At 57.0% G+C, this 22,631-nt stretch carries 25 protein-coding genes and 3 tRNA genes; 8 read left to right on the forward strand and 20 right to left on the reverse strand.

The features are described 5' to 3' along the window. Nucleotides 1-539 precede the first annotated feature (539 nt). On the reverse strand, nt 540-683 hold the full coding sequence (locus ACR0D9_RS16360; protein ID WP_480484539.1) for a DUF6538 domain-containing protein: 144 nt from the start codon (nt 681-683) through the stop codon (nt 540-542). A 99-nt stretch (nt 684-782) separates the two neighbouring features. Next, a tRNA-Thr gene (locus tag ACR0D9_RS16365) sits at nt 783-858 on the reverse strand. A 181-nt stretch (nt 859-1,039) separates the two neighbouring features. Here ACR0D9_RS16365 and ACR0D9_RS16370 point away from each other — a divergent pair. Beyond that, nucleotides 1,040-1,909 (forward strand): hypothetical protein, encoded by an 870-nt coding sequence (locus ACR0D9_RS16370; RefSeq protein ID WP_480539472.1) that lies wholly within the window; start codon nt 1,040-1,042, stop codon nt 1,907-1,909. 22 nt (nt 1,910-1,931) lie between these two features. Here ACR0D9_RS16370 and ACR0D9_RS16375 read toward each other — a convergent pair whose 3' ends face one another. Then, nucleotides 1,932-2,828 carry a LysR substrate-binding domain-containing protein gene (locus ACR0D9_RS16375; protein WP_480488363.1) on the reverse strand — a complete coding sequence of 299 codons (897 nt, stop codon included), beginning with the start codon at nt 2,826-2,828 and terminating at the stop codon, nt 1,932-1,934. Between the two features lie 101 nt (nt 2,829-2,929). Here ACR0D9_RS16375 and ACR0D9_RS16380 point away from each other — a divergent pair, with 101 nt between their 5' ends. The 4 genes from ACR0D9_RS16380 to ACR0D9_RS16395 are packed head-to-tail and all read left to right on the forward strand — an operon-like array spanning nt 2,930 to nt 8,536. Further along, entirely contained in the window at nt 2,930-4,102 is a 1,173-nt protein-coding gene (locus ACR0D9_RS16380; RefSeq protein ID WP_480539474.1) for a pyridoxal phosphate-dependent aminotransferase, read from the forward strand. Beyond that, complete coding sequence (locus tag ACR0D9_RS16385; RefSeq protein WP_209508024.1) at nt 4,099-5,301, forward strand: acyl-CoA dehydrogenase; 1,203 nt, start codon at nt 4,099-4,101, stop codon at nt 5,299-5,301. The genes ACR0D9_RS16380 and ACR0D9_RS16385 overlap by 4 nt, the downstream gene beginning before the upstream one ends. Nucleotides 5,302-5,312: 11 nt before the next feature. Next, entirely contained in the window at nt 5,313-7,502 is a 2,190-nt protein-coding gene (locus ACR0D9_RS16390; RefSeq protein WP_480539476.1) for a dehydrogenase E1 component subunit alpha/beta, read from the forward strand. Next, nucleotides 7,499-8,536 (forward strand): ACP S-malonyltransferase, encoded by a 1,038-nt coding sequence (locus ACR0D9_RS16395; protein WP_480539478.1) that lies wholly within the window; start codon nt 7,499-7,501, stop codon nt 8,534-8,536. Before ACR0D9_RS16390 ends, ACR0D9_RS16395 begins: the two co-directional genes overlap by 4 nt. A 309-nt stretch (nt 8,537-8,845) precedes the next feature. On the opposite strand, the gene ACR0D9_RS16400 is transcribed toward ACR0D9_RS16395, so the two are convergent. The 6 genes from ACR0D9_RS16400 to ACR0D9_RS16425 form a co-directional block, all read right to left on the reverse strand. Further along, nucleotides 8,846-8,920: transfer RNA gene (locus ACR0D9_RS16400), tRNA-Phe, on the reverse strand. Nucleotides 8,921-8,999: 79 nt separating this feature from the next. Beyond that, the gene (locus ACR0D9_RS16405; RefSeq protein ID WP_480488370.1) at nt 9,000-9,182 is read right to left on the reverse strand and encodes a DNA gyrase inhibitor YacG; all 183 of its coding nucleotides are present in this window, start codon (nt 9,180-9,182) and stop codon (nt 9,000-9,002) included. Then, complete coding sequence (locus tag ACR0D9_RS16410; protein ID WP_480539480.1) at nt 9,179-10,201, reverse strand: ribonuclease E/G; 1,023 nt, start codon at nt 10,199-10,201, stop codon at nt 9,179-9,181. Before ACR0D9_RS16410 ends, ACR0D9_RS16405 begins: the two co-directional genes overlap by 4 nt. Then, the gene (locus tag ACR0D9_RS16415; protein ID WP_480539482.1) at nt 10,198-10,776 is read right to left on the reverse strand and encodes a Maf family protein; all 579 of its coding nucleotides are present in this window, start codon (nt 10,774-10,776) and stop codon (nt 10,198-10,200) included. The genes ACR0D9_RS16410 and ACR0D9_RS16415 overlap by 4 nt, the downstream gene beginning before the upstream one ends. Nucleotides 10,777-10,787: 11 nt before the next feature. Beyond that, nucleotides 10,788-11,006, reverse strand: a complete 219-nt coding sequence (gene infA, locus ACR0D9_RS16420) for a translation initiation factor IF-1 (RefSeq protein WP_005978431.1) — start codon at nt 11,004-11,006, stop codon at nt 10,788-10,790. Between the two features lie 91 nt (nt 11,007-11,097). Beyond that, nucleotides 11,098-11,973, reverse strand: coding sequence for a carbon-nitrogen hydrolase family protein (locus tag ACR0D9_RS16425; protein ID WP_480539484.1), 876 nt, complete (start codon nt 11,971-11,973; stop codon nt 11,098-11,100). Between the two features lie 498 nt (nt 11,974-12,471). Between ACR0D9_RS16425 and ACR0D9_RS16430 the strand changes: the two genes are divergently transcribed. Continuing rightward, the gene (locus ACR0D9_RS16430) at nt 12,472-13,278 is read left to right on the forward strand and encodes a hypothetical protein (RefSeq protein WP_480539485.1); all 807 of its coding nucleotides are present in this window, start codon (nt 12,472-12,474) and stop codon (nt 13,276-13,278) included. Nucleotides 13,279-13,445: 167 nt separating this feature from the next. On the opposite strand, the gene ACR0D9_RS16435 is transcribed toward ACR0D9_RS16430, so the two are convergent. From ACR0D9_RS16435 to ACR0D9_RS16475, 9 genes are all read right to left on the reverse strand, one after another. Beyond that, nucleotides 13,446-14,039 carry a GNAT family N-acetyltransferase gene (locus ACR0D9_RS16435; protein ID WP_480539487.1) on the reverse strand — a complete coding sequence of 198 codons (594 nt, stop codon included), beginning with the start codon at nt 14,037-14,039 and terminating at the stop codon, nt 13,446-13,448. After that, on the reverse strand, nt 14,032-14,430 hold the full coding sequence (locus tag ACR0D9_RS16440; protein ID WP_480488382.1) for a ketosteroid isomerase-related protein: 399 nt from the start codon (nt 14,428-14,430) through the stop codon (nt 14,032-14,034). Before ACR0D9_RS16440 ends, ACR0D9_RS16435 begins: the two co-directional genes overlap by 8 nt. Further along, nucleotides 14,427-14,885, reverse strand: coding sequence for an arsenate-mycothiol transferase ArsC (locus ACR0D9_RS16445; protein WP_209505795.1), 459 nt, complete (start codon nt 14,883-14,885; stop codon nt 14,427-14,429). The genes ACR0D9_RS16440 and ACR0D9_RS16445 overlap by 4 nt, the downstream gene beginning before the upstream one ends. Before the next feature lie 3 nt (nt 14,886-14,888). Beyond that, nucleotides 14,889-15,368, reverse strand: a complete 480-nt coding sequence (locus ACR0D9_RS16450) for a UPF0262 family protein (protein ID WP_171722821.1) — start codon at nt 15,366-15,368, stop codon at nt 14,889-14,891. A gap of 98 nt (nt 15,369-15,466) precedes the next feature. Next, nucleotides 15,467-16,768: a histidinol dehydrogenase gene (gene hisD / locus ACR0D9_RS16455; RefSeq protein ID WP_480539489.1), complete on the reverse strand. Its 1,302-nt coding sequence runs from the start codon at nt 16,766-16,768 to the stop codon at nt 15,467-15,469. 61 nt (nt 16,769-16,829) lie between these two features. Continuing rightward, complete coding sequence (locus ACR0D9_RS16460; RefSeq protein WP_480495062.1) at nt 16,830-17,351, reverse strand: GNAT family N-acetyltransferase; 522 nt, start codon at nt 17,349-17,351, stop codon at nt 16,830-16,832. Next, nucleotides 17,352-17,828: a DUF2948 family protein gene (locus ACR0D9_RS16465; protein ID WP_480539491.1), complete on the reverse strand. Its 477-nt coding sequence runs from the start codon at nt 17,826-17,828 to the stop codon at nt 17,352-17,354. Continuing rightward, on the reverse strand, nt 17,825-19,093 hold the full coding sequence (gene murA / locus ACR0D9_RS16470; RefSeq protein ID WP_480539493.1) for a UDP-N-acetylglucosamine 1-carboxyvinyltransferase: 1,269 nt from the start codon (nt 19,091-19,093) through the stop codon (nt 17,825-17,827). The genes ACR0D9_RS16465 and murA overlap by 4 nt, the downstream gene beginning before the upstream one ends. 6 nt (nt 19,094-19,099) lie before the next feature. Then, nucleotides 19,100-19,255: a hypothetical protein gene (locus ACR0D9_RS16475; protein ID WP_209505784.1), complete on the reverse strand. Its 156-nt coding sequence runs from the start codon at nt 19,253-19,255 to the stop codon at nt 19,100-19,102. 83 nt (nt 19,256-19,338) lie between these two features. Between ACR0D9_RS16475 and ACR0D9_RS16480 the strand changes: the two genes are divergently transcribed. Continuing rightward, a tRNA-Thr gene (locus ACR0D9_RS16480) sits at nt 19,339-19,413 on the forward strand. A 395-nt stretch (nt 19,414-19,808) separates the two neighbouring features. Then, on the forward strand, nt 19,809-20,369 hold the full coding sequence (locus ACR0D9_RS16485) for an HNH endonuclease (protein WP_480539495.1): 561 nt from the start codon (nt 19,809-19,811) through the stop codon (nt 20,367-20,369). Nucleotides 20,370-20,412: 43 nt separating this feature from the next. Here ACR0D9_RS16485 and ACR0D9_RS16490 read toward each other — a convergent pair whose 3' ends face one another. Next, complete coding sequence (locus ACR0D9_RS16490) at nt 20,413-21,756, reverse strand: reverse transcriptase domain-containing protein (RefSeq protein ID WP_480539497.1); 1,344 nt, start codon at nt 21,754-21,756, stop codon at nt 20,413-20,415. A gap of 1 nt (nt 21,757) precedes the next feature. Then, entirely contained in the window at nt 21,758-22,330 is a 573-nt protein-coding gene (locus ACR0D9_RS16495) for an SLATT domain-containing protein (RefSeq protein WP_480539499.1), read from the reverse strand. Nucleotides 22,331-22,631: the final 301 nt, after the last annotated feature.

Here is a 22,631-nt window from a genome sequence, read left to right on the forward strand (position 1 = left end):
TCAGAACGCGGCGTAGATTGAAACTGCGGCGAGCCTGATCCTCCTAAGCCAATCAAACGCTCGTGTTCCAAATCATTCGATGACGGACATGTTAAGGTGTCTGAAGTCAGCGCCTACCGGACAGATTTAGAGTTTTCATCATATACTCTTTAGCTGCTCGAAGTACGTGTGAATAAGTTTGTCGCCGCAATCTGTTGTTCTAACGTCGTGAACAACAGAAATGCGCCACTGCGCACCGGAGACACTTCTCTAGCTTAGCAAACGAACCGCAAAACGATTGTGAACCATAGAGCTACAGAGGCTGGTCCGCAGCAGACGTTCCTTTAGTACTTTCGTTGAGCCTTTTTACATCGACTTAGCCAAAAGCCAAAAAGTGATGGCCAAGTCCACGAAGACTTTTCTTTGAAACTCATCACTCATGCTTGATACCAATCCAATTTCAGCAGCCTGCACTTCTTTCAAATCTGGTAGCTGCTCAAGGAGCTTCCAGTCGCTAATCCCATAACAATCGTCCTAAACAAGTGTCTACAGGCCGAATATCAAACCCAAGCATCACTGTGGTTTAAGGTACTGAGGTTTGGATAATGCTTACGAACATCGTCGGGAACTCGCCTCCGAAAATAGTAAACACCGCCCTCTTTCTTCTGAGAAAAGAATTTGCTGAGATCATAACCGCTCCAAATTCAGCGATGGCTAGAGGCATAGCGTCGCCTCGTGTGTCACCTTCGAATCCAGAGAATGCGCTTTAAAACGCTTATATTTAAGAGATTTCAGTGATTTAATGGTGCCCCCACACGGACTCGAACCGCGGACCTACTGATTACAAATCAGTTGCTCTACCAGCTGAGCTATAGGGGCACTGGCAGTCGATTACTTCGTCCGACAGAGGACTGCAACCCTCATTTTTAACTCAAACTTGGGGATTGCCCGATTTCCTGAGAAAGTGCAGAAACCGCACGGTTGGTTCGTTGCAGATTTTCACGCGACGCAAAGACATAGAATGGGATGGACACAGCCCCTGAGGGTAAAAGGACAAAAGATGCAGGTAGTAATCCATGCCGGGGTCGTTTTCGCCGATGAAGGGCAAGTGCTGTCCTCGCTTTCGGCAAACAAGCAGGCCTTAGCGGATTGCCGTGCTGCGGTCTTGGGACCGCGCGGCGGACGTCAGTTTGTCAAGGTTCTGTCTGATGCCCTTGCTCAGGATTTGTCTGATGCAGAAACACAGGACGGGCTACACGCCCTTCTTCCGGATGATCCAAATGTTGATCGTGTCATCCTCTCGAACGACAAGTTCTTTGGCCCAACACGCTCTGCCCTGCAACATGGACAGATTTACCCTTTTGCCGGGCAGCGGACAGCCTATGTGCAGACCTTGCTGGACGATGCTCAGGTCGAAATATTTGTCGGTCTGGTGAACCCCGGTTTTTTCATACCCAAGGTCCTTATGTCGATCCATGAAGATCACCGGCAGGAGATTCTGACCAGCACCGATCTGAGTTGCCTGAGCTGGTTGAGTATGATCGAAGATCTGCGCGATCTTGCACCTCAGGTGCAGCTCACTTTGTGGAAGAAGGAACATTTGCCACTGATTCTGGGGGATATCACGCGCGCAATGGCGGGCCTGCCCGGTGACGCTCCTCTGGTGGATGAATATGCGTTGCTGTCGTCGCTTCTGACTGAAACCGGTCAACAGCATGTTCTGGACATCGTGCGGGGCGGCGTCGGCCTCGACAAGGACGCTCAACGCGAAGACCTTGCGCTGGTTTTGGAAGACTATGCCCGGCCCGATGAGGTCGAAGAAGAACTTGATCTGCCCGGCTGGAACGCAGACATCGTTGACGCATTTACAGAGCTTTACGAGCAGGATCTGGCAATCATCCAGACCATGCAGGGCATCCGGATGCTGTAACCCTTCTGTCGCGCCCGCACCCTTACAAATGCCTTTTCGTTTGCCGGATGATCCAGTCCGCAAATGCTTGTACGGCTTCGTTCCTCTGCCCGGTCGGCGTTGCAATGAAATATGCGCTGCCCGAGGCATTCACCAATTGCCCGGTCTGGACCAGCGCGCCCGACGCCAACTCGGCCTCGATCAGGTAGGACGGCAAAATCGCAGCCCCAAGCCCTGCAACTGCGCCTTCGATCAGCATCGAGAACTGATCAAAGCGCATCCCTGGAAAAACCGCTCTGGCGTCAAGCCCAAGGCTGGCATGATACTCGGACCATAGCCCGGGCCGTGAGGTCAGATGCAACAGCGGCAGATCGAACACATGCTGTTCCTCGAAAGGCCGTTGGTCGCCCAACAACACGGGCGCGGCTGCCACGACAAGTTTTTCCGGGAACAGCTTGCGTAGCCGCGCACCGGGCCAGTCTTCGTGGCCAAAGTGAATGGCAAGGTCCACGCGCCGCTCTTCCAGGCTGAACGGTGTTGTGTAGGAATGCAAATCCAGTTCGATCCCCGGATGCAGGTGCTTGAAATCCGGCAGTCTTGGCACCAGCCACCGTGTAGCAAAGGTGGGCAGGACCGCCAAGGTCAGCAACGACGCACCGTCACCGGCCGCGATCGCACGATTGATCGTACCGTTCAGCCGCTCTAGGTCGCCTGCAAGTTCTTCAAACAAAGCGCGACCCGCTTTCGACAAGCGAACGGCACGCCCGACCCGGCGAAACAGCGTCACCCCCAGCGCAGCCTCAAGTTCACGCACCTGGCGGCTAACCGCGCCCTGCGTCACACCAAGCTCCTCTGCTGCCATGGTATAGCTTTCGTGGCGCGCGGCAGCCTCGAAGCTGCGCATGAGGGCAAAAGACGGGAGGGAGCTGATTCTGGGCATATCACTTATGAGTTTTAGTCACAGAAACGATACAAAACAGCGTATTTTTATCAAGTTACTTTGCAGATAGAACCTCAGTCACCTCCAGAGGAAGATTGACAGTGTTTCACCGCGCAAACCGACTAAACGGTATCGAATTGTCCGAAATCGTGCAGATATCCGAGGCCGCCGCACGCTTGCGTTCGGAAGGGCGCGATGTTCTGGCGCTGTCGACCGGTGAACCTGACCTGCCGACCCCGCCCCATGTGGTCGAAGCTGCCCACGCGGCAGCGCTGGACGGCAAGACGAAATACCCGCCGACGGCCGGGGTGCCCGACCTGCGCGCCGAAGTTGCCCGGCAGGCCAAAGCCGAAGTGGCTCAGGTCATTGTGTCCACCGGTGCCAAGCAGGTGATTGCCAATGCGATGCTGGCCAGCCTGAACCCCGGCGACGAGGTCATCATGCCCGCGCCCTACTGGACCAGCTATTCTGACATTGTGCGGATGGCGGGTGGGACGCCCGTCATTCTGCCATGCCCGATGGATCAGGGATTCAAGCTTCTGCCGGAACAGTTAGAGGCCGCAATCACACCGCGCACGCGCTGGCTGATGCTCAACACGCCGTCGAACCCGTCGGGGGCAATCTATACGCAGAATGAAATTGCCGCCCTCGCACCTGTTCTGTCTCGGCATCCACAGGTCTGGGTTCTTGCGGATGAGATTTATCGCCATCTCAGCTTCACTCCGTTTGTTTCAGTGGCCGAGGCGGCCCCTGACCTTGCCGACCGTCTGCTGATCGTCGACGGTGTCGCCAAAGCATGGTCCATGACCGGTTGGCGCATCGGCTGGGGGATCGGGCCGGTCGAGTTGATCAAGGCGATGGTGGCCGTTCAGGGGCAGGTTACATCGGGCGCCTGTTCGATTGCACAATGGGCCTCGCTTGCGGCGCTGACCGGCAGCCCGGACCTGTTGGAAGAACGCCGGGTCATTTTTTCCGAACGCCGTGATCTGGTGGTTGCAGGGTTGAACACGGTTCCGGGGTTGCGCTGCGCGGCTCCCGACGGGGCGTTTTACGCCTTTCCTTCCTGCGCCGGACTGCTTGAGGATCAGGGAGGACCGTTCAAAAATGACGCTGACTTCTGCACCTGGTTGTTGGAAGATGCCGGTGTCGCTCTGGTTCCCGGTCGCGCCTTCGGGTTGCCCGGACATTTTCGCCTGAGCTTTGCTTATGCCCAAGATACAATTGCAGCGGGGCTTGCACGTCTCAAAGCCGCTGTAGAAAGGAAACTCTCATGAAACCACAATCCCGCCCCCAGCTTGGCCCTTTCACTTGGGATGACCCTTTTCTGCTGGAAGACCAGCTGGCCGAAGACGAACGCATGGTGCGCGATGCGGCCAACGCCTACGCGCAGGACAAACTGCTGCCCCGTGTGACCCAGGCTTTCGCCAATGAAGAAACAGACCCCGAAATCTTTCGCGAGATGGGTCAAATGGGCCTTCTGGGCACGACTATCCCCGAAGAATTCGGCGGCATCGGTGCCAGCTATGTCACTTACGGTCTGGTCGCACGCGAAGTGGAACGGGTCGACAGCGGTTACCGCTCGATGATGTCGGTGCAGTCCAGCCTCGTCATGTATCCGATCTATGCCTACGGAACGGATGAACAGCGCCGGAAATACCTTCCGAAACTGGCCAGCGGTGAGTCTATTGGCTGCTTTGGCCTGACCGAGCCCGATGCAGGCTCGGACCCCGGCGGCATGAAAACCGTCGCAAAAAAGACTGATGGGGGCTATGTCCTCAACGGGTCAAAGATGTGGATCTCGAACGCGCCCATTGCTGACGTGTTTGTTGTCTGGGCCAAATCAGACGCGCATGACGGCAAGATCAAGGGTTTCGTTCTTGAAAAAGGCACACCCGGTCTTTCAGCTCCGAAGATCGAAGGCAAACTGTCGCTGCGCGCCTCGATCACCGGTGAGATCGTGATGAACAATGTCGAGGTCGGGGAAGATGCTCTGTTGCCGGGTGTCGAAGGTCTGAAAGGGCCATTTGGTTGCCTGAACCGCGCACGATACGGTATCGCCTGGGGATCGATGGGCGCAGCCGAGGCCTGCTGGCACGCCGCGCGGCAATACGGTCTGGACCGAAAACAGTTCGGTCGCCCTTTGGCGCAAACGCAGCTGTTCCAGCTGAAGCTTGCGAACATGCAGACCGAAATCGCCTTGGGCCTTCAGGCCGCTCTGCGCGTGGGTCGTCTGATGGACGAAGCCCGCGCAGCGCCGGAAATGATCAGTCTGATCAAGCGCAACAATTGCGGCAAGGCACTTGAGGTCGCCCGCCACGCACGTGACATGCACGGCGGCAATGGCATCAGCCAGGATTTCCACGTGATCCGCCACATGGTGAATCTGGAAACCGTGAACACCTATGAAGGCACGCATGATGTTCATGCCTTGATCTTGGGTCGCGCACAAACGGGCCTGCAAGCCTTCGCCTGAGGACGACAAAAATGGATCGCGCAACCATTGTGCATGACAACTTCCTGCGCCGGGTTGCGGCACGGGATTTCCCCGCTGGCGCGACGCCGTCTGGCCCACTGACAGCGTCCGAAGCGGTCGGGCTATATCGCGCGCAATGTCTCAGCCGCGCATTGGACCGCCAAAGCCGGGCAATGCAGAAAGCGGGTCAGGGATTCTATACCATCGGCTCCTCGGGTCACGAGGGGATGGCCGCCGTGGCGGCAGCCCTGCGCCCGACAGACCCTGCTTTTCTACACTACCGCGACGCCGCGTTTCAGATCGCCCGGTCCGATCAGGTGCCGGGGCAGAGCCCGACATGGGATATTCTGTTGTCCTTCGCTTCATCCTCTGATGATCCGATCAGCGGTGGGCGGCACAAGGTGTTGGGGTCAAAAGCGCTTTGCATCCCGCCGCAGACCTCGACCATTGCCAGCCACCTGCCCAAAGCAGTCGGCGCGGCTTATGCAATCGGGGCAGCCCGCCGTCACAAACCCGAACATGCGGAAATGCCGGACGACGCCATCGTCTATTGTTCCTTTGGTGATGCCTCGGCCAACCATTCCACCGCGCAAGGCGCATTCAACACCGCGCAGTGGACGTCTTACCAGTCGGTTCCCCTGCCACTGCTGTTCTGCTGCGAGGACAACGGGATCGGAATTTCGACCAAGACACCACAAGGCTGGATTGCCGCAACATTCTCTCATCGACCGGGACTGAAGTATTTCACGTGTGACGGGCTCGACATTTTCGAAACCTACCGTGTCGCACAAGAAGCCGCCGCCTATGTCCGCAGCCGTAAGAAACCCGCATTTCTGCACATCCGCACGGTGCGCCTGTATGGCCACGCCGGGGCGGACATGCCCACCACCTATATGCCAAAATCCGAGGTCGAAGCCGAAGAGGCGAACGACCCCCTTCTGCACTCCGTCCGCCTGCTGGAACAATCCGGTGCGATGCAAGCGGATGACGCGCTGAAGGTATACACCGACACCTGCGACCGCGTCACCCGCGTCGCCGACAAGGCGATCACCCGCCCTCGCCTGAAAACCGCAGGTGACGTGATGGCCAGCCTGATCCCGCCCGCACGCCCCTGCGCCCCGACCAATGGCCCGACACCCGAACATCGGGCTGAAGTATTCGGCGGCGACCTCAAAGCACATGCTGAACCCCAGATCATGTCGCGCCTGATCAACTGGGCCCTGAGCGACCTGATGCTTGAACACGGTGAGATCGTGATGATGGGCGAAGATGTCGGGCGCAAAGGCGGTGTCTATGGCGTGACGCAAAAGCTTCAGGCCCGTTTCGGACCCGACCGGATGATCGACACGCTGCTAGACGAACAGTCGATTCTGGGCCTCGCCATCGGGATGGCCCAAAACGGGTTTACGCCCATGCCGGAAATCCAGTTCCTGGCCTATCTTCATAACGCCGAAGACCAGTTGCGCGGCGAAGCGGCCACCCTGCCCTTCTTCTCGAACGGTCAGTACACCAACCCGATGGTCGTGCGCATCGCCGGGTTGGGGTATCAAAAAGGTTTTGGCGGGCATTTCCACAATGACAACTCGGTCGCGGTTCTGCGTGATATTCCGGGGTTGATCCTGGCCTGCCCTTCAAACGGCGCCGACGCTGCACGAATGCTGCGTGAATGCGTGCGGCTGGCCCGGGAAGAACAGCGGTTGGTCGTGTTTCTGGAACCCATTGCACTCTATCCGATGCGGGACCTGCACGAAGCCGGGGACGCAGGCTGGATGCACACTTACCCCGACCCATCCGAAAGGATCGGTTTCGGCGAGGTCGGCGTGGATGGAGATGGCGACGATCTGGCGATTGTCACCTTTGGCAATGGCGTATACCTCAGCCATCAGGCGCGCAAACCGCTCGAGGCCGACGGGATAAAAACCCGGATCATTGACATGCGCTGGTTGTCACCGCTGCCCAAAGACGCGCTGACCCGGGCCGTAAGCGGCGCCAAGCGGATATTGATCGTCGATGAAACCCGGCATCACGGTGGCGTGGCCGAAGCCCTGATGGCCCATTTCCACGAAACCACAGATGTGCCGATGGCACGTATTACCGCCGAAGACAGCTTTATCGCCACCGGCCCGGCCTATGCCGCAACCATGCCATCGAAAGACAGCATCGAGGCCGCAGCAAGATCCCTGATGGAGACGGGCAAATGAGGTTAGCAAAACAAACCGCTGTTGTCATCTGTCCGGGGCGCGGCACCTATAACAAACCCGAATTGGGGGTTCTGGGCCGCCATTTTATCGACAAGGCCCTGCTGGCACAATTCGACGACATGCGCCGCGCGCAGGGTCAGGAAACCCTAAGCGAACTGGACGGCGCAACGCGGTATTCCGTGGCAAAGCACACGCGCGGCGACAATGCCTCGGCCCTGATCTATGCCGCGACGCTGGGCGATTTTCGTGCCATTGATCCAGAGAAGATCGACGTGGTGGCTGTGACCGGAAACTCGATGGGCTGGTATTCGGCCCTGGCCTGCGGGGGTGCCTTGACCGCCGAGGCAGGGTTCGAGGTGGTCAACACCATGGGAACACTCATGCAGCAGAGCCTGATTGGCGGCCAGTTGATCTATCCGTTCATGGATGCCGACTGGCAGCCGAACCCGGAACGCAAGGCCGAACTGCTGGCTCTGGTCGCTGAGATTGACGGCACTGGCGCGACCCTCACCCTGTCAATTGATCTGGGCGGGATGTTGGTTCTGGCCGGGGATGAAGCTGGGTTATCCGCCTTTGAAAACAGGGTGCCTGTGGTGCAGGAACGCTTTCCGATGCGGCTGGCCAACCACGCAGGGTTTCATTCACACCTGCAACGCCCAGTTGCCGAAGCCGGTCGTACCCGCCTTGCCGCAGATCTGTTCCGGCAACCCAATTTGCCCATGATAGATGGCCGCGGTCAGATCTGGTGGCCCGGCGCCTGTGATCTGGACGCGCTTTGGGACTACACCTTGGGTCATCAGGTGACCGAAACCTATGATTTCACAAAGGCCGTATCACAAGCCGCGAAAGAGTTTGCACCCGACATGTTCATCGTCACTGGACCGGGAACCACACTGGGCGGAGCCGTCGCGCAGTGCCTGATCCTGAGCAATTGGGATAAGATGCAGGACAAAGCAAGCTTTCAGACCATCCAACGCGAAGAACCTTCGTTAATCTCGATGGGGATCGAGGATCAACGCACACGTGTGACTTGATCTTGCACACCTTGGCGGTTCGCCCGGCGCAAACCGATCTATCGCGGGCACTCCGCTCCACTCTGTGCACCGAACCATCTGTTCAGATCCCACCCGAGCAAGCGCCCTGCATTTCAATTCCACGATTCCGGAACCGGAAAAGGCGACGGAGCGCTCGGCCTGAGACGGCAACTACTGTCGAATGCTCCGGGTCAAATGGCATCTTCACGCAAATCAGGACACTTTCGGTCAAGCATCTTGCAGACGAGCCAAAGGCCCAGACATTGAACCTAAGCGTTTGATATCCAGCACTCATTTCTCTGACTTAAATGGTGCCCGGGGGCGGAATCGAACCACCGACACGAGGATTTTCAATCCACTGCTCTACCCCTGAGCTACCCGGGCACGGGAACGACATTTGTCGTTGGGTGGAGGCGTTCTATGACTTGCTACCGGCAGTGTCCAGAGGCTTTTTTACATTTTTTCAGTGCGGTCGCATTGTATTGTGTTCGTCCGCCTCGGCCTCGGACTCAGGGTCGTCTTCGCGCTGAGACGGGACCGCGTAAGAGCCGTTCAGCCACTTGGCCAGATCAATGTCTGCGCAGCGTTTCGAACAGAACGGGCGGAACTTCTTTTGCGTTTCTTCTCCGCAGATCGGACAGCTCATTTCAGGATCTCTGCGACAGGTAACCGGCTGCGTTTGCGCTGCAACTCGAAATGCCCCAGAGGTGTCCATCCCGCCAGTATCGTCTCGTCCGGGTCCGACTTGAAGGCCGCACGCAGGGCGGATTCGAACCCTCGGCGGTCTTTCTTGGGCATCGGAGCCAGATCCAGTGTGATCTGCCCTGCCAGCCCGCGCACACGCAATGCACGTGGCAAAGCTTTGGCACAAGCGAAGTTGGCTTTTGTTCCGGCCGCCAGCGACGTATCCGCGCCTGTGTTCACGTCAACGGCCACCAATGCGCGGGTCGGTTCGATAAATAGATATCCGCCTCCGGGGAGAGGTTCGGAAATGCCACGGGCGACATCCAGCGCATCCAGCACACCATGGGTTTCAAAACTGCCGGTTTTCGTCACAACCTCGGCAGGATCGGTCCAGTCGCGCCATGCCAGAATATGCGGGCTGTCACCTTCGCTCAGCAGTTCGACGTCGGACCCTTCGTCCGTCATCACTTGTTCAGCTTGCGCAAGCATGGCCGAAATGTCGTCGGCAATGTCACCGGCATCCGCATCCATGCAGCAGGAGCGGAGGATCAACCCGTAGGGGCTGTCGCCCATTTGTTCATGCGCGATTTCAAGCAGTTGATCCCGCTTGTCTTCATCCTTGATGCTGCGCGAGATGTTCAGGCCCGGTGCGTCGGGTGTGACAATGGCAAAGCGGCTTTTGAACAGGATTCGGTTGGTTACAGGGATGGCCTTGCCGGGCTCGGCATATCCGCCCACCTGCACCAGAAGCGTGGCACCCGGCGCTAACCCTTTGACCTGTCGAAGAAAAGCCGGGCCGTCGGGTGTCGTCAGGAACATGCCGCCCTGCCCCTTGACCGGACGATCGGCGCGGGCGCGATAGATGGTGCCCGGTGCCGGCGCGTCGGCGGCAATCAGGAGATCATCAAGCTTTCCGTCGACCATTAATGCCGCGGCCTCGCGGCCTTGGATATGGTCCAGAACGATGGTGCGACCCTTCATGATGCCTCGCGATATAGTGGGTAGCCGATCCCTTGCAGCAAGGCGGCGGTCTCGGACAGGGGCAGCCCCACGATGCCAGTGAACGAGCCCGAAATCCATGGGATGAATGCGCCAGCAGGGCCCTGGATCGCGTAGGCCCCGGCTTTGCCCTGCCAATCACCGGTCGCCAGGTAAGCGTTGATTTCAACGTCAGACAGGCGTTTGACCTTGACCTGCGAGACGACATCGCGTTGCAGGATGCGATCCCCGCGCCGAACGGCGACCGAAGTGATCACCCGGTGGCGGCGACCGGACAAAGCGTACAGGAACCCTGCGGCCTGACCTTCGTCCTCGGGCTTGCCCAGAATACGCCGCCCCAGTGCAACTGTCGTGTCCGCGCAAAGCGTGATGTCACCGCTATCCGATTGAACTGCCTTTACTTTTTCACGCGTAATGCGGCTGCAATACGGAACCGGCAGCTCACCCTTCAGCGGTGTTTCGTCGATGTCAGGGGGGCGGATGGAGTCGGGCTGCACGCCAAGCTGCGCCAGCAGGTCCAGCCGCCTTGGGCTGCCCGATCCCAGGATAAACGCCATCTCGGCAGGCGTTATTTGAAGCGGTAGTTGATCCGACCCTTGGTCAGATCATAGGGGGTCATCTCGACCTGAACCTTGTCGCCGGCCAGAACACGGATGCGGTTCTTGCGCATCTTTCCTGCCGTATGTGCGATGATTTCATGGCCGTTTTCCAGCTCGACCCGAAACGTCGCATTAGGCAGGAGTTCCTTCACGACACCGGGAAATTCGAGCGTATCTTCCTTGGCCATGTTGTCTCCATCATTAGGTTGCGCCCGCAGAATCTGCGGGGATGTGCGCTTAAATGAGCCTATTTTTCCCTTATTTCAAGGGCGGATTCATCTAAAGGGTGGATAATGTGACCGTTTCGACTCGGGCGTCCTGCTCTGGCCAATGGGTCCGGTTCAGCACATGGCCATCGGCGCGGACCGCGGCGATGGCGGACAGGTCGACATCCGCATAGGTCCATCCGGGCTGGTTCAGAGTGCCCTCGGCCAGCACTCCGGTGGCCGGAAACCCCTTGTCCGGCGGGCCGAAAACGCCGCCCATGCCGGTGTTCATGTCCACTGCCTCGGACCAGTCGTTGGCTCCGACCAGTGACGACATAACCGTAACGCATTGATTTTCCAATGCTCTTGACATTGCCCCGATGCGAACACGCCAATACCCTGACAGCACTTCGGTGCAGGACGGTACAAGGATCATATCCGCTTCGCTGAGTGCGCGGCCCAGCAGGGGAAACTCGCTGTCATAGCAGATCAGAACACCGATTTTACCCAGCGCGGTGTCGAACAGCCTGAGCGGACCACCCGGCGCAATGTCCCAGTCCTCGCGTTCAAAGCGGGTCATGATCTGCTTGTCCTGATGGTCGCGGCCACCGTCCGGTGCGTAGAACGCGGCGCGGTTCACCGGGCGACCGGACCCATCCACAACCGGGGCCGATGCGCCCAGAATGTACGTTTTGTACGCGCTTGCGAGGCGCGAGTGCAAATTTTGTACATCCTCGAACCGGTCCGAAACCGCGCGGATCGAGCGTTCGAGATCACCCGCCACCTCGGCACCATCGAGCGTCGACACCTCCATCGCGCCGTATTCGGGGAACACCAGCAGCCCGGCCCCCTGCCCGGCAGCTTCGGCAACCCAACGGTCCAGCTTGTCCTCGTACTGCGCCCAGCTGTCGAGCCAGTCGAGATCATACGCTGCGGTTGCGACTTTCATTGATGGAGTCCCCTGAGCCGATGTGTCGTGGCACTAAACCGTGAGAGCCGCCGCGTGTACAGATCAATCTGGTGCGGGGGGATGGGTGAAGGGGAGGAAGAGCCCTAGGCAGCCGATGGTCATTTTCTCCATTCAAGCACTCAGGCTACATTCCACTGTGGAATGTGGGCACTATTTTTGCCCAGCGTTTTCCCCGAAATGGAAACTTATAAAGCTTCGGGTAGAAGCTTCTTCCGCGCAATCGCTCCGCCGAAATTTATCAGATCAGTATTTACGAAGATCTGGAGGGTGCTTGATCCTGACCCTGGGGGGACGGGCGCGATATTCTCAAATCAGGAAAGGATTTTAACCCGAGAATTTCTTGTCCATATACCGGCCCATCATCTAAACCAACCCTTGCGGTTGGGCATTTTTGCTTTTGGGATAGAAGTTGCAAAATACCTGCATTGCGGATAGCGTACCCAGATTATTCTATTGTTTTTTTGGGGGATTACTTTGATGAAATTTCCTAGTCTGATTTGTTTTCTTGCACTTTTTGGTTGTGCGTTTGTCGTTCCAAGATCAAGCAATATTAGCATTAATGACTTTATCGGCTCGGTCGACAAAAACTTGAGTGTTTATCAAAGCGCAATCAATGAGTTGGCGGCGAACCCAGAAATTAAGCCCAACCCAATCGGGGTTTGTCTCGAAAACGTCACTATCAAAATGAGTGCGATAGAATCCAGGAGTGGCAACGCCGAGGGTGGTGCGAGCCTTCCAACTGGGCTTTCTCTGACCACCAAGTTCACGGAAACCAACGTCAACACAAACCTTGTTGTTATCGAGAAAACACCCGATTACAGCAGAGAAATCCAGTCTGACAGCGGATGGAAAGGATTCAACGAAGATGAAATCCCTCTGCAACTGTTCGACATTGGAAATGAGATGGCCCTCTATCTGTTTCTTGTACGTCGAGATGTTATCGCTGCCCGAAGGGTGTTCGATGGCACACCAGCCGCCCTTAGGACAAAGACTGATGGGCTGACGACGGACTTTGAGTTCAAATACATCTATGACGCTCAATTTGGGGGTAGCTTTGAGTTTCCTCCATTTAGTATTGGTGCGGGTACATCCTCGAAGAGCACTTCCATAAACAAAGCAACAATCAAGTTTTCCAAGAAAAACTATAACTCAAAAACAGGTTTTTGTGGCAAGGGCCAAAGTGGAATTCAGCCTAAATCACAGCAAACCCCGTCTACAACGGTTGCGCCTTGGTATCGCGGAGTAGAGGGGACTGCCACGCTGACTGAGGAACCAGATGAATAATTTTAGGTGGGAACCAAGCTTCGGGGAATCCAAAAGAGAATTCGTCGGCTCTGGATATCATTGATGATTTGAGTCTAAGGAGTTGGTTTGCCACTTGCAGAGAATGTCCGGAAGGTGGCCTCACTTCTTGCAACACACAGAAAAGCCCCGCTGCACCGCCCCCAACCCTACAAATCCCTGATCCAGAACTGCAACGGCTTCAGCGTTTCTCCCTCCTCCCCGATATCCTTCCACGAGAATTGGGCGATTGCGCCGGGTAAGGGCTTGTATCCGCGGGCGCGCCAGAAGGTGTCGAGCGGGCGATAGTGGTCTGGGCGCAGAGGGTGGTCGGTGGGGCGCTGCACGCTGCAAAAGGCGCATTTGGCAAAGCCCAGAGCGCGGGCGTGCCCCTCGCGCGTGTCGAAGAATTTGTGGCCGACGCCCTGCCCGCGATAGTCCGGCAGCAGGACGGATTCGGCGCAATAGAAGATCTGCGACAAGTCGAGCCCGGTGCCTGCGAAAGCCGCGGCGAAATCGTCGGCGTGATCGGTCAGCGGCGCGCCGGTCGAGGCGCCGATCAGGCGGTCGCCATCGAAGGCGCCGACCACGATGGCCTTGTCGCTGTCGCGGTAGGATTGGAGGTATTTGCGCTCGTATTCCAGATCGCCGTCATAGAGGTAGGGCCAGGCGTGAAACACCCTGATCCGCAGGCGGGCGACATCGTCCAGAGCGGCCCCGAGTGCCGCTCCGGTCAGGGGGCGGACGTCGGTGACGTCAGCCATTCGAGACCTGTTTGGTCCAGTCTGCAAGGTTATAGAAGGTGGTGACGCGGGTGATCTTGCCGTCCCTGAGATCAAAGAACGACCCGGCAGGCAGGCGATAGGTCTGGCCGTGCGCGTCGGGCAGGCCCTCGTCGGTTTCCAGATAGGTGCCGTTGACGATGAACTCGGCCGCGGCGCGGGTGCCGCCCTGCGCCTCGAACACGACGATGTCGGTCAGGTTTTCGCGGTAGCAGCGGTTCATATGGGCGCAAAAGGCGGCGAACTTGTCCTTGCCGACACGAATCTGGCCTTCGTTCACGTGATGGGCCACGTCATCGGACAGGCAGGCCAGCATGCCATCGACGTCACCGGCGTTGAAGGCATCGAAATAGGTTTTGACGGTCTGGTTCATGTCCCCTCCGTTGGTTCGCCCCAGCGGTCTTTCAGATGCTGAATGATCTGGTCGCGGGTCTGTCGGTAGTGATGTAGCTTTTGTTCGCGGGTCTCGCCCATCCCGGTAGGGTCCATTATTGGCCAATAATCGACATCGAGGTGAAAAACACGGGTCAGTTCCAGCGCCTGCCGCTGGCTGGCGGGCGACAGCGCCACGACCAGATCGAACGAGCTGAGGTCATCGCCCCATTCCTGCATCTCGTCAAAGGAGCGCGAGCGGTGGCGGGACAGTTCCACGCCGACCTCGTGGCAGACAGCGATGCTGAAGCCGTCGATTTCCAGATCGTTATGCACACCGGCGGACTGAACATAGGTGCCGGTGCCATAGAATTTCTTCATCAGCCCCTCGGCCATCGGGGACCGAACCGCGTTGTGGTCGCAACAGAACAAGACCGACTGCGGCAGAGGCTTCACGCGTCAGCCCCCAAAATGCAGAACGCAGATCAGCGTGAACAGGCGACGGGCGGTGTCGGTGTCGACATCTGCCTTGCCTTCCAGCCGTTCCTGCAAAACACGGCTGCCTTCGTTGTGGATACCCCGGCGGGCCATGTCGATGGTTTCGATCTGGCTGGGCGGCAGCGATTTCACCGCGTCAAAATAGCTTTCGCAGATCTGGAAGTAATCCTTGACCACCTGCCGGAAGGGACCGAGCGACAGGTGAAACTCGGCCGCTTTTTCGTTGGCCTCGGTTTCAATGTCGAAGACAAGCCGTTTGTCGCGGATCGAAAGCTGAAGGCGATAGGGGCCTTCGGGCACAACGCGGTCGTCGCGTTTGGGCAGCGAGAAGCTGTTTTCTTCAAGCAGATCATAGATGGCGACCTTGCGCTCCTGCTCGATCTCGGGCGTGGGCGGCGGCAGATTTCTATCATCCAGTTCGATATGCGAGATGCGGGTCATCTTTACAGTCACATTCCTTGCGTCAGCACAGACCTATAACAATGATATTCAACGGGCAACGCACAGAAACGCCATATGCGCCCGGTCTTTGCGTCATTTCAGCCATTCAGGCCGTTCAGGCGCGCGGTGACCGAGAGGCCATGCGCCTCGAGGCTTTCCGATTGCGCCAGCTGTTCGGCAGCAGGGCCGATGGCACGCAGGGCTTCGGGAGTCATCTGACTAAGCGTGGTGCGTTTGAGGAAATCCATCACGCTGAGGCCAGACGAAAACCGTGCCGAGCGGGCGGTGGGCAACACGTGGTTGGGACCGCCGACGTAGTCGCCGATGGCTTCGGGTGTGTACTGACCCAGAAAGATGGCTCCGGCGTGGATGGTTTTTTCGCTCAGCGCGCGCGGGTCGGCCACGCAAAGTTCCAGATGTTCCGGGGCAATGCGGTTGGACAGGGCGGCGGCCTCGTCCAGGTTGCGCACGGTGATCACCGCGCCGTAGTCACGCCAACTGGCCCCAGCGATGGCGCGGCGTTGCAGGGTTTCCAGCCGTTTTTCGACCGCCTGCGCGACGGATTGGCCGAATGCGGCGTCATCGGTGATCAGGATGGACTGCGCGCTTTCGTCATGCTCGGCCTGGCTGAGCAGGTCCAGCGCGATCCAGTCAGGGTCGTTGTTCTTGTCGGCGATGACCAGAATTTCCGAGGGGCCGGCAATCATGTCGATGCCGACCTTGCCAAAGACGCGCCGCTTGGCGGCGGCGACAAAGGCGTTGCCCGGTCCGGTGATCTTGTCGACCGGCGCGATGGTGTCGGTGCCGTAGGCAAGCGCCGCCACGGCCTGCGCGCCGCCGATGCGATAGACCTCGTCCACACCCGACAGCTGTGCCGCCAGCAGCACCAGCGGGTTCACCTGCCCTTCGGGCGTGGGCACCACGATGGCCAGCCGTTCCACACCGGCCACCTTGGCCGGGATGGCGTTCATCAGCACCGATGACGGGTACGAGGCCAGCCCACCCGGCACGTAAAGCCCTGCGGCCGAGACAGCAGACCAGCGCCAGCCGAGTGTTGCGCCCGTCGCATCCGTCCATTCCTGATCCTCGGGCAATTGCCTTTCGTGATAGGCCCGGATACGGGAAGCGGCCAGTTCCAGCGCCGCGCGATCGTCGGCCCCGACCTGCGCCACCGCATCCGCGATCTCCTGTGCGCTGAAGGCCAGCGTTTCGGGCGTCAGCGCCAGCCGGTCGAATTTGGCCGTCAGTTCGATCACCGCCGCATCGCCCCGGTTGCGCACGTCGTCGATGATCTGCGCCACAACCGCATCCACATCCGGGCTGTCCTCGCGCTTGGCCGAGAGCAGGGTCCGGAAGGCGGGTTCGAAATCGGGCGATTTGGTATCAAGGAAAACGGGCATGATCTGGCACTCCGGGCGTTGCGCATTGGGACATATCGCCCGGAGCGCGCGGCCTCAACCCTCAGCCCACGGGGTGCAGCGATTTGTGCATGGCAAAGCAGGACAGATCCCCGTGGCCGCAGCACCGGCCGGTAGCCTGCCAGCCGTGGCGCAGATAGAAATCCTGCGCGGTTTTTGTTGCCTCAAGCGAGGCTGAGGAACATCCCGCCGCGAGCAGTTCCCGTTCCAGCCGATTCAAAACCGCCGCCCCCAGACCACAGCCCTTATGATCCGGGTCGATGTAAAGCAGAGTGATCTCTCCGGTTTCCAACAAACCGCCTACGGCGGCCACCTGCCCGGCCCGTTCAGCCAGCCAGATCTGCGATCCAGGTTTGATCCAGCCCCGGATCGAGGCCGGGTCCTTGTTATCGGTCCATTGCGCGATGGCCTGCGGGTCACCCTGATGATCGGCCCCGCAGAGCTGCGTGATCGAACGGATCAGAACCCGACTGATGTCGAAAACGTCGAAAACGGTGGCGCGACGCAGAGTGACACCTTCGGGCACCTTCGAAAACGCCTGAGAAATCCCGCGCTTGTTCTGCATCTATTCGGGGTGATGCGGGGCCTGACGGGATGGGGCCTGATAGGGGCGCGTGACGTCCTTGAGGGTGGCATCCAGCGCCTCGACTGTCAGGCGGATCGCGCCGTCACCGGCCAGCGTCAGCAGGACATGGCCCGCGCCATCCTCGCCGGGTTCGAAAACGACCGACATCAACGACATGATCATGTCGGTGTCACCGCGATCAATGCCCTGACTGGACACCGAGAGAACCGAACCGAAGACCAGCACCGACTGCACCCGTTCAAACGGGCGGTCGCGGCGGGCGGCGGCATCCTTGTCTTCCCAGCGGAAGCGGTTCAGCAGCAGGCCAAAGCGGCGCTGCGCCGGTTGCCACTTCATCTCGGTCACAGGAAACACGGCATCCTGCGCGAGGGTCGAGATTACCTGAAGGTCATCTGCATCCTCGGCCCCAAGATTTAGCGGCGCCTCGCGCCCGTCTTCAAAACTTGCGTCTGTCATTGGCCCTTGATCCGTTCAATCTTTGCACCCACGCCTTCCAGCTTGCGCACCACATGTTCATATCCGCGGTCCAGATGATAGACCCGGCTGACCGTTGTTTCGCCTTCTGCCGCCAATCCGGCAAGGATCAGCGAGACCGAAGCCCGCAGATCGGTCGCCATCACCGGCGCCCCTTTCAGGCGTTCAACACCGGCGACCGTGGCGGTGCCGCCATGCACCTCGATATGCGCGCCCATGCGCACCAGTTCGGGGGCGTGCATGAAGCGGTTTTCGAAAATGCGTTCTTCGAGAACCGAGGTGCCCTCAGCCGTGCACATCAGCGCCATCATCTGCGCCTGCAAGTCGGTCGGGAAGCCGGGGAAAGGTTCGGTCACCACATCCACCGCGCGCACGCGCCCGTTTTTGCGGACCACTTTCAGACCGCCTTTGGTTTCTGAAACGCTGACGCCAGCCGCATCCAGCTTGGCCGCAAAGGACTCGACCAGCGACATGCGCCCGCCCAGCAATTCCACCTCGCCGCCACAGATCGCCGGGGCCAGCATATAGGTGCCCAGCTCGATCCGGTCGGTGACAACCTGATGTGTGGCCCCATGCAGCCGATCGACGCCCTGAATTTCGATGGTCGAGCTGCCTTCACCAGAGATCTGGGCACCCATCTTGCGCAGGCATTCAACCAGATCGACGATCTCGGGTTCGCGCGCGGCGTTCTTGAGCACCGTGGTGCCCTTGGCCAGCGTGGCGGCCATGACGATGTTTTCTGTTGCTCCGACAGAGGCAAAGCGCATCTGATGCACGGCGCCTTTCAGACCGCCCGGAGCCTTGGCGTGCAGATAGCCGTCCTTCAGCTCGATCTCGGCGCCCAGCGCCTCGAGCCCTTCGACATGCAGGTCCATCGGCCGTGCGCCGATCGCGCACCCGCCGGGCAGAGAAACAACCGCCTGCCCGAACCGCGCCAGCAAGGGGCCCAGCACAAGGTTCGAGGCGCGCATCTTGCGTACGATGTCATAATCGGCGGTCTGGCTGGTCAGGCTGTGGCTGGACATTGCAATCACCTGACCGTCCTGCAGCGACGACACCTCGGCCCCCAGCGATTGCAGCAGCGCGGTCATGGTCTTGATGTCGCTCAGCCGCGGCGCATTGGTCAGCGTCAGCGGTTCTTCGCTCAGCAATGTTGCGGGCATCAGCGTCAGGCACGCATTCTTGGCCCCCGCAATCGGTATCTGACCGTTCAGCGGGCCATTGCCCGTTACCAGAATCGAATCCATCTGCTCTTATCCCTCGTCCTTGTCAGGCTTGTCCCCCGCGGCCGCACGCGCCTTGGCCTGCGCCTTGCGACGCGCCATGTTGGCCTTCAGCGCCGCCTTCAGCCGCGCCTCGCGCGCATCGCCGGGTTTACCTTGTTTTTTGGGTGAATTTTTATCCGTCATGATCTTTCTCTACAGGAGGCGAAAAAAACCGTCCAGACACCCTTGCGCCGCGTTTCGTTTGAGTCTAATCACCCGCCCACAGCGCTGCTGTAGCTCAGAGGTAGAGCACTCCCTTGGTAAGGGAGAGGTCGAGAGTTCAATTCTCTCCAGCAGCACCATAAATCATTGAAAAATATAAATAAAACCTCCTCGTGCGATTGAGCCAAATGTCCGGGAATGTCATCTAATGTCGACTATCTCGCATGAAATCTTGAAAAATCCGTGCAAAATCCGTGCACAGTTTCTTGGCTGAATCCGGACTGTTTCAGTCTGCGAATCAATCTTTTGCCCTCTGGACCCAAGCTTCGAAACCCTCTGATACAAAACCTTACATCACCGGCAGGCAAAAAATTACACCTTACCTCGTTGATGAAAGCAGTTACCAACTGCAGCAACCAGACTTAGAGGGTTTGTTCACCACAACGCCGGGTTAACTTCTTGAATTATCCTAAACAAAACTGCTCTAGTACATGCCAACAGAAGACTTCGTCGATGTAAAATTCAGAGTAAGTGCATGAAAGCGGACAAAATAAAAAAATACCTTCGCGCTTCAAGAATAATGTCACGCAAGAGTACTTTCTCTGGCGCATTTGCCTCGGCAATTGCTTCATACGACGACTATTCAGTCGAAGCCGTCGCGTCAGCACTCAAGGATCTTGGACAAGACCCAGAAGCAGATCTGGAATGCGTTTATTGCGGGTCCGATGCCGCTACATGGGACCACGTATTTAATCTGGTCGTCGATGGTGAATACTCGGGTCATGGCCACAGAATAAGAAACTTGGTCCCGAGTTGTCGGACTTGCAACGAGCGCAAAGGCAAGAAACACTGGAGGAACTTCTTGGAGCAGCTTGCACCAGAGCAAAAGAGTGAGCGAATTGCTCGCATAGAGAAGTTTCTAAGTACCGAGGAAGCAGCTCCTTTTACGATCGACGACATGAGGTCGTTGGCTGGATCAGAGTTGGAGCGGTTTCTGGAAATTCGGAAGGAAGTTTTTCTGCTTTTGGCTGAGGCTGACGATCTAGCGTCGGACATTCGAAACAAGCAACCACAGCTTCACTCACAACGGAAATGATGTGCCCTTAACGACAGGTAGCATTAGCTACTATTAGCGGCAGCTACGAAAATACTTCCATCATGTCTTTCTCAAGATCAGAGATCTCTTTACTTATGCACTTGCGGAAGAGTTTATCTAAGTCTTCTGGAGACATTCCTTCCAATCGATCCAGATCATAGTTCGGCAGCAATAGACCAATTTGAGCCTTCTTGTCGGCTTCCTGAAAATTATCAAAATTGGGGAAATACCGAGATTTCTCATAGTTGTATCTGATCTCGTGGTAGCCGCGGGTAAAAGTCTTGAGTCGAGCACAGTCTTCAGGTTCTAGGACCTTTCTTGCTTGAGCGGCTACGAAAGCGTCAAGCTGCTTAAGCTGCTGCTTGTTATTTGATTGGGAAAAGAAGAAGAGCCAACCAACACGCTTTTCCAAATATAGGCAACCAGAAATTCTAAGGTTCATCCGCCAGATCAGGGGGCCTTTGTTCTTTTTGTACTTCATTGCAGAGAATAGCTTCATCAAGTTAGTGAACATTCTCTTGAAGGATGACTTGCGAACCTGAACACTCGACTGCCTGAAATTGTAGCCCAAGTAGTCGATGCCTTCGGACAATGACACGATTGTGCTTTTGCTGCCGGCTCCTACAGTGTGGCAGTGAATCTTTCGTAAAGACTTCATAGCTACTGGGATGTCGTTTGCGAGCTTCAGAGTTGTTGGATGATCCGCAATAACAAGAATATCATCAACAAATCTGCAGTACTCAACACCGCTCAACGCAGAAAACTTCTTGTCGATTTCCGACAAATAGAGTGAAGACAATATGTTTGAGATGCTTAACCCCTGCGGAACCCCCTTTGTGATCGGCTCACTTTCGGAAGGCTTCTTACCAGTAGGCGTCTTGAGAGCCTGCTCGATAACATAAAGCAAGTTTTTTTGCCGTATGGTTCTTCGCAGAACGCGCATTAAAATCTTATGGTCAATAGAAGGGAAATAGCTCTCGATATCGAGCCGTAGATAGAAATCGGAACCTGGCCGAGACTTTGAAGACTGGTGTATCTGCTTCACGAACTTATGTGGGGGCTGCGAAACATGATCTGGAAATATCGTAGCAAGCAGTTCAGATGCGAACTTCAAAACCAGTTTGTCGCGAACAGTTGGTATGGATATCTGCCGAGGTTTCTTGTCAGCTCCTTTTGAAATGAGTTTTTCGCGGTAAGGAGTGAACTTATAAGTACGAGCTTTGACCTTTCGTAATATAATATCGATTTCTGCATCTAGGTTCGCACCAAATGCTGCTGGGCGCATACCGTCACGCCCAACAGCAGAGCCATCTTCTATAAATTCTTGATATAGAGCGACAAAATGCGCTTTTGTGAAGCGCTCATGAAAGTGTTCAGCGGGTTTCAATTTACCAGATCCAGAAAATCGATCCGACGCTCATTGTCAGCAACAGAACCGGCAGCGCCCACAAAATTAGAAAATGAGTACAAAATCTAATTAGCATCACAACCGTCCATGATACCTTAGATCCGCTAGGCGAGGTCAGTTTCTCGCCATTGGGGAACGTTCGAGAAAGTACCAAAGCGTCGTAGTCTAGATCAGAATGATTTGGGTACGAAGACAGAATGTCGTGGTATCGATCCACAAGTGTCTGCAGTGGTTCATTGCTGTCGTACAGCTTTTGCAAACGCAGGTAACATTCGCGATGAAGGATCGCCGTTTCACCAAACCGGAAACCGAACACAATAATCGACGCCGCTAAGATAAATACTGAGAAAACCGCCGTGTACGCTTCCAACGGTGCATTCGGTGGCAGTTGATCGCGTAGCAAAGCTATGGCGATCACAACCACCGACAGTAGCGAAAGCACCAAATGGGATAGAATATCATACCGACGAAACCTTTTCTCAGCGCACATTCTAGTCTTTGCGGTCAACCAGATTCGGTTTCTTATGTTCTCAACAGCGTTATCTACTGCCATCAATCTTGTTCACTCAATTCTTGCACTTCCCAAATGTGTGTGCGGAGCAAAAAATTCTAAGCGTTATCCCCTCCGAAGAAGGCAGCAAAGGTTGCCCAATGCTCAAGTGTTTCCACTTGCTTACCTAAGTTCAGCCCCTAAGAGCTAACGGCGGAATTACCGTTCCCCCGCACACAATCTTAACGTGCACCGGATCCGTCACCTTGTCCATATCCCACGAAAAAAACTGCCGATAGAGCCTCTGCTCATGACCCATTTTTGGCCAGACCCCGCAAGGTGAACTTCACCTAGAAATGTACTG

This window comes from Ruegeria sp. AK11 (assembly GCF_056541095.1).

Bases quoted from the DNA above. Each gene is read 5' to 3' on its own strand.
- ACR0D9_RS16370 (WP_480539472.1), top strand. From the start codon at position 1,040: ATGCAGGTAGTAATCCATGCCGGGGTCGTTTTCGCCGATGAAGGGCAA.
- ACR0D9_RS16375 (WP_480488363.1), bottom strand. From the start codon at position 2,828: ATGCCCAGAATCAGCTCCCTCCCGTCTTTTGCCCTCATGCGCAGCTTC.
- ACR0D9_RS16385 (WP_209508024.1), top strand. From the start codon at position 4,099: ATGAAACCACAATCCCGCCCCCAGCTTGGCCCTTTCACTTGGGATGAC.
- ACR0D9_RS16390 (WP_480539476.1), top strand. From the start codon at position 5,313: ATGGATCGCGCAACCATTGTGCATGACAACTTCCTGCGCCGGGTTGCG.
- ACR0D9_RS16395 (WP_480539478.1), top strand. From the start codon at position 7,499: ATGAGGTTAGCAAAACAAACCGCTGTTGTCATCTGTCCGGGGCGCGGC.
- ACR0D9_RS16405 (WP_480488370.1), bottom strand. From the start codon at position 9,182: ATGAGCTGTCCGATCTGCGGAGAAGAAACGCAAAAGAAGTTCCGCCCG.
- ACR0D9_RS16410 (WP_480539480.1), bottom strand. From the start codon at position 10,201: ATGAAGGGTCGCACCATCGTTCTGGACCATATCCAAGGCCGCGAGGCC.
- ACR0D9_RS16415 (WP_480539482.1), bottom strand. From the start codon at position 10,776: ATGGCGTTTATCCTGGGATCGGGCAGCCCAAGGCGGCTGGACCTGCTG.
- infA (WP_005978431.1), bottom strand. From the start codon at position 11,006: ATGGCCAAGGAAGATACGCTCGAATTTCCCGGTGTCGTGAAGGAACTC.
- ACR0D9_RS16425 (WP_480539484.1), bottom strand. From the start codon at position 11,973: ATGAAAGTCGCAACCGCAGCGTATGATCTCGACTGGCTCGACAGCTGG.
- ACR0D9_RS16430 (WP_480539485.1), top strand. From the start codon at position 12,472: ATGAAATTTCCTAGTCTGATTTGTTTTCTTGCACTTTTTGGTTGTGCG.
- ACR0D9_RS16435 (WP_480539487.1), bottom strand. From the start codon at position 14,039: ATGGCTGACGTCACCGACGTCCGCCCCCTGACCGGAGCGGCACTCGGG.
- ACR0D9_RS16440 (WP_480488382.1), bottom strand. From the start codon at position 14,430: ATGAACCAGACCGTCAAAACCTATTTCGATGCCTTCAACGCCGGTGAC.
- ACR0D9_RS16450 (WP_171722821.1), bottom strand. From the start codon at position 15,368: ATGACCCGCATCTCGCATATCGAACTGGATGATAGAAATCTGCCGCCG.
- hisD (WP_480539489.1), bottom strand. From the start codon at position 16,768: ATGCCCGTTTTCCTTGATACCAAATCGCCCGATTTCGAACCCGCCTTC.
- ACR0D9_RS16460 (WP_480495062.1), bottom strand. From the start codon at position 17,351: ATGCAGAACAAGCGCGGGATTTCTCAGGCGTTTTCGAAGGTGCCCGAA.
- ACR0D9_RS16465 (WP_480539491.1), bottom strand. From the start codon at position 17,828: ATGACAGACGCAAGTTTTGAAGACGGGCGCGAGGCGCCGCTAAATCTT.
- murA (WP_480539493.1), bottom strand. From the start codon at position 19,093: ATGGATTCGATTCTGGTAACGGGCAATGGCCCGCTGAACGGTCAGATA.
- ACR0D9_RS16475 (WP_209505784.1), bottom strand. From the start codon at position 19,255: ATGACGGATAAAAATTCACCCAAAAAACAAGGTAAACCCGGCGATGCG.
- ACR0D9_RS16485 (WP_480539495.1), top strand. From the start codon at position 19,809: ATGAAAGCGGACAAAATAAAAAAATACCTTCGCGCTTCAAGAATAATG.
- ACR0D9_RS16495 (WP_480539499.1), bottom strand. From the start codon at position 22,330: ATGGCAGTAGATAACGCTGTTGAGAACATAAGAAACCGAATCTGGTTG.